5 protein-coding genes and 2 pseudogenes are annotated in these 9,961 nt (G+C 61.0%); 2 read left to right on the forward strand and 5 right to left on the reverse strand.

Annotated features, from left to right (window positions below; genetic code table 11):
* Positions 1-22 precede the first annotated feature (22 nt).
* The 4 genes from LJU32_05310 to LJU32_05325 form a co-directional block, all read right to left on the reverse strand.
* Complete coding sequence (locus LJU32_05310; GenBank protein ID WKV89769.1) at positions 23-3,415, reverse strand: amino acid adenylation domain-containing protein; 3,393 nt, start codon at positions 3,413-3,415, stop codon at positions 23-25.
* A 10-nt stretch (positions 3,416-3,425) separates the two neighbouring features.
* The gene (locus LJU32_05315; GenBank protein WKV89770.1) at positions 3,426-4,355 is read right to left on the reverse strand and encodes a diiron oxygenase; all 930 of its coding nucleotides are present in this window, start codon (positions 4,353-4,355) and stop codon (positions 3,426-3,428) included.
* Positions 4,352-5,128, reverse strand: coding sequence for a DUF3050 domain-containing protein (locus LJU32_05320; protein ID WKV89771.1), 777 nt, complete (start codon positions 5,126-5,128; stop codon positions 4,352-4,354). Before LJU32_05320 ends, LJU32_05315 begins: the two co-directional genes overlap by 4 nt.
* A gap of 695 nt (positions 5,129-5,823) precedes the next feature.
* The gene (locus tag LJU32_05325) at positions 5,824-6,534 is read right to left on the reverse strand and encodes a GntR family transcriptional regulator (GenBank protein ID WKV89772.1); all 711 of its coding nucleotides are present in this window, start codon (positions 6,532-6,534) and stop codon (positions 5,824-5,826) included.
* A gap of 196 nt (positions 6,535-6,730) precedes the next feature.
* Between LJU32_05325 and LJU32_05330 the strand changes: the two are divergent.
* Together LJU32_05330 and LJU32_05335 are read left to right on the forward strand one after the other, a co-directional pair.
* Positions 6,731-7,422, forward strand: a pseudogene (locus LJU32_05330) (transglutaminase-like cysteine peptidase).
* 14 nt (positions 7,423-7,436) lie between these two features.
* Positions 7,437-9,388, forward strand: a pseudogene (locus tag LJU32_05335) (EAL domain-containing protein).
* A gap of 190 nt (positions 9,389-9,578) precedes the next feature.
* Here LJU32_05335 and LJU32_05340 read toward each other — a convergent pair.
* A complete protein-coding gene (locus LJU32_05340) occupies positions 9,579-9,917 on the reverse strand; it encodes a tryptophan synthase subunit beta (GenBank protein ID WKV89773.1) in 339 nt (112 codons plus the stop codon).
* Positions 9,918-9,961: the final 44 nt, after the last annotated feature.

Here is a 9,961-nt window from a genome sequence, read left to right on the forward strand (position 1 = left end):
GGTGTTGCTCCTTGTGGATGAGTCAGATGAAGTTGATTTCTTTCAGGTAGTCGCAGCCGCGACGCAGCAGCGCCGGGGATTTCTGTGGGTAGTGCGCGCCCATCTGCTGCACGCCGGCCTCGGCGTTGGCGTGGCCGATCAGCGAGATGTCGCCGATGTCTTCTTCGAAACCATTGAGGTAGAAACCGAGCACGCCGAACAGCGCGTTGTCGGCGTCGACCCGACTCAATTGCTGCTGCCAGTCGGCGACGCTGACCAGCGCAAACTCGCTGCCGGTTTCGCGGAACGAAGCGACGTAGGCATCCCAGCTCAGCGGCTCGGGGTTGTGCAGATTGAACACCGCGCGTTGCGCTGAATAACGGCTGGCATGGAAGGCGATGAAGCGGGCGAGAAAGTCCACCGGCATCAGGTCGAAATTCAGCGCAAAGGCCGGCACCTGACCGAGCTGGATCGAGCCTTTGAGCATCAGCATCAAACGGTTTTTGTGCGGCTGGCAAACGCCGCTGAGGCTGTTGAAACTGATGTTGCCAGGGCGATAAAGATTGACCCGTACACCGCGCTCGCGCGCCCGTTCGAGGATGCGTTCGCCGACCCATTTCGACAGGTTGTAGCCGTTGCGAATGTAGATCGGCGGCGTCGCGGCGGCGGGCAGTTCCAGCACTCGACCGGCATCATCCACGGTGCTGGATGCCGACAGGGTCGAGACGAAGTTGAAGACCTTTTTGCGCTGCCCTTCGCACAGCTTCAGCAGGGCGAAAATCGGCTCGACGTTGTCCGCCGCCAGGGACTCGTAATCGAGCACGTGGTTGACGTTGGCGGCGTTGTGCACCAGTGCGCCAAACTCGCGATCCAGGCGCTGATAATCCTCATCGCCCAGGCCCAGTTGCGGACGGCTGATATCAGCTGCGTAAACTCGCACACGGCTCAGGTCGAGGTGCTCCAGCCGGTTCTCGCGCAGTGCCTGAGCGAAGCGTTGCGCCGCCGTTTGCCCGGCGCCATCACGCACCAGACAGGCCACTTCGCTGGCGCCCCAACCGAGCAGCGCTTCGACGATGTGCACGCCGACAAAACTGTTGGCACCGGTGACGATGACCTTGTGCACATCGCCCATGCGGCTGATCGGCAGCGGCTCGATATCCAGCGCGCGCTCGGCGTCGGCCATGGCTTGGGCGCTGAGTACCGCCCTGTCATCGGTACCGCGCACCAGCGTCGCCAGTTTGCTGATCGTGGGCAGTTCGATGAAGCGATTGATCGAAATGCTTCGGCCGAATTCCTCACGCAAGCGCAGCAACATCCGCGACAGCAGAATCGAATGACCGCCGAGATTGAAGAAGCTTTCGTCAGTGGAAATGTCGCTGGTCGGCAGTTCCAGCAGTTCGGCCCAGACCTCAAGAAGCAGCGCTTCGTCAGCATTGGCCGGCAGGCATTTCGCAGCGCTGTCCTGCACCGTCACCGGCAATGCCAACAGCGCCTTGCGATCGACTTTGCCGTTACTGGCGAATGGCATCTGCGCCAGTTCGGTCCACGCTCCCGGTTGCATGTAGTCCGGCAGAAACTGCCGGGCGTGGGCTTTCAGTTGGTCCCGGGCAGTCTCGGTCTGTGGCTGGGCGAGGAACGCCAGAATGCGCCGCTGACTGTCGATGACCACAGCGATCTGCCGATATAAGCGGCTCTCGCGCAGGCAGCGCTCGATCTCTTCCGGCTCGACGCGAAAGCCACGGATTTTCACCTGATTGTCGCGCCGCCCGCACAGCTCGATACCGTGCTCGCCCCACTTGGCCATGTCGCCGCTGCGGTAGGTGCGCAGGGTTTCGCCGCCGGGCAGTGACAGGCTCAGATAACGCTCGGCGGTCTGCTGCGGATTGTTCAGGTAACCGAGGCAGACACCGGGACCGACGATGAACAGCTCACCGACGGTTTGATCGGGCACCGGTTGCAGATCGTCGTCGAGAATCAGCACCCGACTGTTGGCGATCGGCCCTCCCAGCGTGCGGTTGCTGTCGCCCGGTTTGAGCTGGCGCGCGGTGATCAGCACGGTGGCTTCGGTCGGGCCATACAGGTTGTGCAGGGTGCCTTGGCGGGTCAGTTGCTCGATGACGTACGGCTCGCAGACATCACCGCCGGTCATCACCTGCACGCCCTCCAGTTGCTCCAGCGGCAGGATGCTCAACAGCGCCGGCGGCAGGAAGGCGTGGGTCAGTTGCCGCCGGCGAATCAGCGCAACCAGCTGCAAAGGATCGCGGCGCTGGGTGTCGTCGGGCACGATCAGTTCCGCCCCTGCGAGCAGGCTGGGGAAGATGTCGATCAGTGACGAATCGAAGCTTAGCGAAGAGAACTGCAACACCCGGCTTCCGGCGTGCAACTGCACGTAGTCGGCGTACCACGCGGTGAAGTGGGCGAGATTGGCCTGGCTGAGCAGCACGCCTTTCGGATGCCCGGTGGTGCCCGAGGTATAGAGCGCCATGCACGGCGCATCGAGCTTGGGGCGGTGCAGCATCAGCGGTCGATTGAAATCCGCGTCGGTCGCCTCAATGCCACTGACCTCCAGCCCCGCTATCGACTCGCTGAGCGCCTGTTGTCCATCGTGAAGCAACAGCACCGCGCCGGCGTTTTCCAGGATGTATTGCTGGCGCTGCAAAGGATGGCTCGGCTCCAGCGGCAAGTACACCGCGCCGCTGCCCAGAATCGCCAGAATCGAGGCAAACAGTGCCGGGCTTTTGCCTTGGCAGACAGCGACCACCCACGGCTGCGGATGTTGCTCGAGCAAGGGCAGCAACCGCTGCTGGATCGCCCGGCTGTGGGCGTGCAATTGGCGGTAGCTGATGGACTGTCCGCCGAGGTGCAGCGCCGGTCGTTCGGCATGTTCGATCAGGCTTTGTCGCAGGCGCTCGATCAGCGGGATCTGCGCTTGTTGCAGCAGCGCCGGATTTGCCGTGTCGTTGAGACGGTGGACATACGCCAGTTTGTCGAGAAACAGCAGATCTTCCAGCCGTTCGAAATCCGGCGCTTTGAGGGCCGGGGCATGCCTCAAATAATCGGCATCGCGGGAAAAGCGGCTGACCAGCAACGCCACTTCGTCGACCACATGGGCGAGCGCTCGTTGGCGTAGCGACTGACCGTTGCCGGACGGCTCATCGCCGATCGGTACGCGGCTGATCAGCGACGAGCCGAGGAAGCACAGCAGGTCGAGGGTCGGCAGGCCGCCATGGTCTTGCGCGGCGACACCCAGGCGCAGGTGCAGATGCGGGATGGCGCAGAAGTCGCCGGCAGCGATAAAGCCATCGTCGATGATCAGATCCACCGCCGTTTGAGCCACGCCGCTGCGGGTCAGTGCATGGCCGTGCTGTTCGAGTTCCCGGGCCAGGTCGGTCATCGCCTGGCCGGCGCCGGTGAGCAAAATGTCGAGACGTTTCATGTCGGCCTCCTCAAACCAGATAGTTGCGCAGTGCGTGCTGCACGCACGGTGTGTCGAGAAGCGAGCTGTTGTGGAAAAACCTGACGATGTTGCCCACCAGCGGGTGGTGGCGATTGATCGGGAAGGCCAGTCCGGCGATTTCTTCGCGCAGTGAGTGGCGGGTGGTTTCGCTGACCGGCAGCGCATCGATCAGGCGCAAATCGAAGGACTTCTGGATGTCGTTGGTCAGGTAATGGCCGATGAACACCGGCAGAATCTGCGCGATGGTTTCGCGGTCCGCGTCGCTAGCGGTGTGCCAATAGATGCGCACCATGCGCGCCCAGAAACTCGAATGGCGACCCTCGTCGAGCAAGTGGTCGGCCATCAGGCCCTTGATCGACGGCTTGACCGAATCGTCGCGGGCGAACGCCGCAACATCACCGGTCACGGTGTTTTCGGCGATTGCCACGCAGATCAGTTCCACCGCGCTGCGCAGGTGTTCCGGCGCCAGCGCAACAGCGGCGGGAATCGCCCGGCTCAGCTCGATTTCGTCGGGCAACGGAATCGGTTCGATACCGGTCAGCGCGACCGTTTGCTGCATGAAGTCCATGGCCACCAGCGCGTGGTAATCCTCATCGACCACCACGGTCATCGCGTCGTAGCGACAGGCGAACGGGAACGCCACGGCAAAGCGATTCTTGGCAATGCTGCGGGCGGTCTTGTCGACGATTTCCGTCTCGAAAATCACTACGTCGTTGATGAATTTGTACAACGTCTGCACCAGGGCGAAATCACGTTGCTGTGGGCATTCACGCAGGAAGGTTTCGCTGAGCACCAGCGGCTGGCGGCTGAGCGGGTAGATCAGGCGCTGATCGTCTTCCAGCAGCCGCCGGGGGCGGGTGCGGATGGTCGCGCGGCTTTCCCAGGCCTCGGCGAAGGATTGATAGTCGGCAGCGTTCATTGGGCCACCTCGGCAACTTCCACGCCCATGCTCAGGCGCAGCCCGTCCCACAAGGCGATGCGGCTTTCCACGGCGGCGATGGCGCTGGCATAAACCTCGGCTTCGCGCTGCGGATCGCCGTCGACCAGACGCTCCAGCAACTGCTCGGCGGCGGGGCCGTGATCTTCGGAATCGACTTCGATATGCCGTTGCAGGTAGTAACGGAAGGTTGGTGCCTGTTCGATGCCGATGCCCCAGTCATCGAGAATGCGCTGGAACATCGTCGGAATGACGCTCTCGCGACCGTGCAGGAACGCGGCGGCAACGCTGTGTCCCGGCGCTTCCAGGGCGACGCGCAAGGTATCGCGGACAAACTGCGCGGCCGCCGGGTCGACGTCGACGCTCTGCAACGCGACGTCATAACTCACGCCTTCCTGCTGCAGGGCGACAAAGCGCTCTACCGCCGTGGTGCTCGCGCCGATTTCGCGCATCGCATCCAGGTACAACTCGAAGTGGCTGTAGTGGCCGGCATCGAGGCGATCGTCCGATTCCTCGCCCAGCACAATCTCGTTGATCAACCGCGCCGCGTGGGGATCGCGCGGCGGCAACCAGGGTAAACGCGTGCAGGTCAGTTCCTGTTGCAGGCGCTTTGTCAGCGACATGAAGTCCCATACGGCAAATACATGGGTTTCCATGAAACGGCGTAATACCGATAACGAAGTAATCTCGGAAAAGATCGGATGAATACTCAGTTCGGCTTTCTTCAAGGCGAGTTGCTGCTTGGTAGGCATCATGATGTCCTTTATCAGTGATATGAAGTGCACAGTTGTTTTCAGTTGCTGTCAGTGTCGAGCAAGTTGGATGGAACTTGTCCGGGGCATAACTTGACTGCGGTGTGGCGCTGTTGCGGCGCCACGGCTGCTGCATTTGCTGCGTGAGGTGTGCCGAGCGGAACCGCTAAGTTCAAACTTGGCGAGAGAAAGCTAATACAGGGCAAAAGCATTTAACAAGTTTATTTTCAATTATTTCAGGTTGGCTTTTTTCAAGTATGAGAGTTGCCGATAAAACTATTAAGCTGAGTTTTATTTGGGCGTAGTTACTCCTTTCGGCTAATAACGGCCAAAATTGAAAACAAGAGTGAATGCCTCACTCGAAGCAACTTTTTAACTAAGGAGATTGGTTGAATTCATAGGGGCGAAAGTTGGCCTGGACCGGCGCCATGACTTCCTGTTTCCCGTGACAAGGCTCCTTCCGTAGGTTCCTGTTGCGGGGACTGTGCCGTCAGGGCGGCGCGTCCCCGTTCTATAGGGTTGGCGCTTGAAGAGTGCGGGTAAATTGCCGTCAGGGCTATTACCGATTGGTCATTGGTGGAGTGCAAAAAAAGCGCCGGTCAGGGCAAGGCGGGCAAAAGCGCACGCCGATCCGCTGCCAGAGCCGGCAGCAGAGCGGTCGCGAAGATTTGTAAGGGGATTATTCGAGCTGCGGGATATCAGCGTGAGGTGTGGCGCTTCTGTGCCGCGGGAGTAGCGAGATAGCGGGTGATCACCTCTACGCCACGGTTGAGGTGCTGCTCAAGCAATTCGAGCGAACGAGGGACGTTCTTCTCGATCACGGCCTGGAGCATGGCACGGTGGTCATCCTGGGACAGAGTACCCAAGCCCATCGCCTCCAGATTGAAGCGCAGAAAGCGCTCTTCTTCATTCAGGCCATCCTCCACCAGGCGCAGCAGTCGCTGGTTCGGCGCCTTGCTGTACAAAGCCATGTGGAACAGACGGTTGAGACGGCCGATCTCGTTGTAGTCGTGTTGCGCTTCAAGCTCATCGATATAACCGGCAGCGAGTTGATGCTCGGCGTCGGTCAGCAACGGAATCGACTGCCGCAATGCCTCGGATTCGAGCAGAATGCGCAATTCGTAGGTTTCGGTGGCATCGCCCTGGATCAGCGGCGCAACCACGGCGCCTTTGTGCGTGGTGACGCTGAGCAGCTCCTGCGCTTCGAGCTGGCGCAAGGCCTCGCGCACCGGCATGCGACTGACCCCGAACAGATCGGCCAGATCCTGCTGGCGGAGTGCAGTGCCGCAGGGCAAGCGCCCGTCGAGGATGGCTGAGCGTAGCGTTTCTTCAATGACGGACCGGGCCAGATGCGCAGGAATCGGTCCTTCGACTTTGATGCTGTGCAGCGGTTTGGGCTTCTGAGTCACGACAACACACCCTGTAGGTCGCAATATTTGGATCCAAATGACACTAGTGATTGCTCTACAGGTTGTCAAACCTTGTAAAACATAACGCTGCAATCTCAAGTCTAGCGCGTGTTCGATGATCTCACGGTGCCATTGTTTTTTGCCGGGCTAAGCTTCACCATCAAACGCTTCCTTTCTGTCCTCCTGGAAACCTGCAGTGGCGGTACGTTTCGCGATCCCTCGGACCTTGCGCTGGCTTGGCTGCGCATTGCTGCTGGCCGGCGTCATGCTGGGCGGTCTGCACGCCGATTGGGATTTTTCCGCGATCAGCCGCAAGGCCGCTGCTCTCTATGGGCCACTGGGCGCCGGGCAGCAGCGCATCGATGCCTGGCAGAATCTGCTGGCGACGCAGAAGCAGGCCAGTGAGATGGACAAGCTCAAAGTCGTTAACCTGTTCTTCAACAAGCAGGTGCGTTACGTCGAAGACATCGATCTGTGGCGCGAAGTGGATTATTGGGAAACCCCGATCGAAGCGCTGTGGAAGGGCGCCGGCGACTGCGAAGACTACGCCATCGCCAAGTATTTCAGCCTGCGTCATCTCGGCGTTTCCAGTGACAAGCTGCGCATCACCTACGTCAAGGCGCTGCGCCAGAACCGCGCGCACATGGTGTTGACGTACTATGCGACCCCCGATGCCATGCCGCTGGTGCTCGACAGCCTGATCGATCCGATCCAGCCGGCGTCGCAGCGGACCGATTTGCTGCCGGTCTACTCTTTCAATGCCGAAGGCCTGTATTTGCCGGGCGCCAAGGGCAATAAAAAGGTCGGCGACACCAAACGCCTGTCGCGCTGGCAGGATGTGCTGAAAAAATGCAGGCCGAAGGTTTTCCGGTCGAGACGATTAACTAGGAGCACGCGCTCAGATGTCTTTGTTCAAACAGCTGTTGATCGCTATCTGTCTGTTCCTGGTCGTGGCCTTCACCGGCAGCTTCATGGTCAGCCTGGAGAGCTCGCGCACCCAGTACGTCAACCAGTTGCGCTCCCACGCGCAGGACGCGGCGACGGCGCTGGCGTTGTCGCTGACGCCGAATATCGACGACCCGGCGATGGTCGAGCTGCTGGTCAGCTCGATCTTCGACAGCGGTTATTACGCGAGCATCCGCGTGGTCGACGTGAAGACCGACCAGACCATCGTCGAGCGCACTGGCACGCCGGCGGTGAGCAATGTGCCGGACTGGTTCGTCAAACTGATCGGCCTCGAGCCGGCCGGTGGCGATGCGCTGGTCAGCCGTGGCTGGGAGCAGGCGGCGCGGGTCGAGGTGATCAGCCATCCGATGTTCGCCGTGGCCAAGCTGTGGCAGAGCGCGCTGGGCAGCCTTGGCTGGTTGCTGATCTGCGGTGCATTGAGCGCGGTGCTCGGCGCGCTGTTGCTGCGTCGGCAGTTGAAGCCCCTCGATTACATGGTCCAGCAGTCCCATGCGATTGCTCGCCGCGAGTTTCTCAGCCTGCCGGATCTGCCGCGCACGCCTGAATTGCGTCGCGTGGTGCAGGCGATGAATCAGATGGTCGAGAAGCTCAAGACCCTGTTCCAGGAGCAGGCCGAACGCAGTGAAAAACTGCGTACCGAGTCCTATCAGGACAACCTCACCGGCCTGGCCAACCGCCGCTATTTCGAGATGCAACTGAACAACCGCGTGAGCAACCCGGAGCAGGCCAGTTCCGGTTATCTGCTGCTGTTGCGGGTCAAGGATCTGGCGGGGCTCAATCAGCGTCTCGGCGGCCAGCGCACTGATCAGTTGCTCAAGGCCGTCGGCGAGCAACTGACCCGCGAGTGCGCCAGATACCCGCAAACCCAAGACTTGGTAACGCGTATTCGCGGCGGTGAATTCGCCGTGCTCGCCCCGGGCTGGTGCGCGAGGAAGCATTACAGTTGGCGCAGAATCTCGACAACGCCTTGAGCAGCCTGCACGCCACTGGCGCGACCGATGTGCCGGCGGTGGCTTCCATCGGGCTGGCGCCGTTTGCCCATGGTGATTCACCACAAGCGGTGCTGACCCTGGGCGATCAGGCGCTCGCACAGGCCGAAGGACAGGGCGAGCAGAATTGGGCGTGCATCGATCAGAGTCTGGTGGCGGAGGTCGGTGACGATCATCACGCCTGGCATCGACTGCTGGATCAGGCCTTGAGTCAGCAGCGTTTCGAGCTGTACTTCCAGCCGGTGGTCGCTGCGCAGGACACGCAACTGGTGCTGCATTACAAGGTGCTGTCACGCCTGCTCGACGAGCAGGGCCAGACCATTCCCGCCGGACGCTTCCTGCCTTGGCTGGAGCGCTTCGGCTGGACCGCACGGCTCGATCGGCTGATGCTTGAACGCGTGTTCGAGCAGATGAAAGGGCACGAGGATTCGCTGGCGCTGAACCTGTCCTCGGCAACGCTGGCCGACCCGCAGGCGCTGAACAAAGTCTTCGAGATTCTGCGCGCGCATTCCAATCTCGGCGCGCGGCTGACGCTGGAAATCGGTGAGGAGCAATTGCCTGAACAGGCAGTGCTGGAGCAGTTGACCCGACGCCTGCGCGAGCTCGGTTTCTCGCTGAGCCTGCAGCGCTTCGGCGGGCGCTTCAGCATGATCGGCAATCTGGCGCGGTTGGGTCTGGCGTACTTGAAGATCGATGGCAGCTACATCCGCGCGATCGATCAGGAGAGCGACAAGCGCCTGTTTATCGAAGCGATCCAGCGCGCGGCGCATAGCATCGATCTGCCGCTGATTGCCGAACGGGTCGAGACTGAAGGGGAGCTGTCAGTGATTCGCGAGATGGGCCTGTATGGCGTGCAGGGGCAGTTGCTCGGTGAGCCGAAGCCCTGGGGCCTGAACTGATCGTTCCCACGCTCTGCGTGGGAATGCAGCCCGTGACGCTCTGCGTCACAACGGTGACGGGCCGTGATAACTGAGTTGCGGTCGGAACGCGGAGCGTCCCTTGATGCATTCCCACGCGGAGCGTGGGAACGATCATTGTGGGAGCGAGCCTGCTCGCGAAAGGGCCAGTCCAGTCGGTGAAGATCCAGGATCAGATCAACCCGCCTTCATCCTCATCGATCAACTGGCTCAACCCGCCCAGCGCTTCACGCGCCTGGGTGCGGTCCATCAGTTTGGCCTGGGCCGCCGCCGGCAGGTCGGTGACGCGGATCACGCCTTTCTGGGTCAGCACCTGAATCAGGTCGTCGAGTACCCGAATCATTTCAAAGTCGCTCTGCTTGAGCTGTTTGAGGCTGTTTTCCACGGCTTCGTTGGCGTACCACGCCTGAATTTCATGGTTATCGGCGGGCAGCGTTTCCGTGGCCTCGGCGTACGCCGCAGCTTCCACGCGAATCAACTGGCCTTGCGCATCGCGTTGCACGTAAAACATTGAGCATCCCTCACAAATGAACAGCGTCATGCTGTCAGCAGCAT

It is taken from the genome of Pseudomonas sp. B21_DOA, from assembly GCA_030544685.1.
GTDB classification, from domain to species: Bacteria; Pseudomonadota; Gammaproteobacteria; order Pseudomonadales; family Pseudomonadaceae; genus Aquipseudomonas; species Aquipseudomonas fluorescens_AO.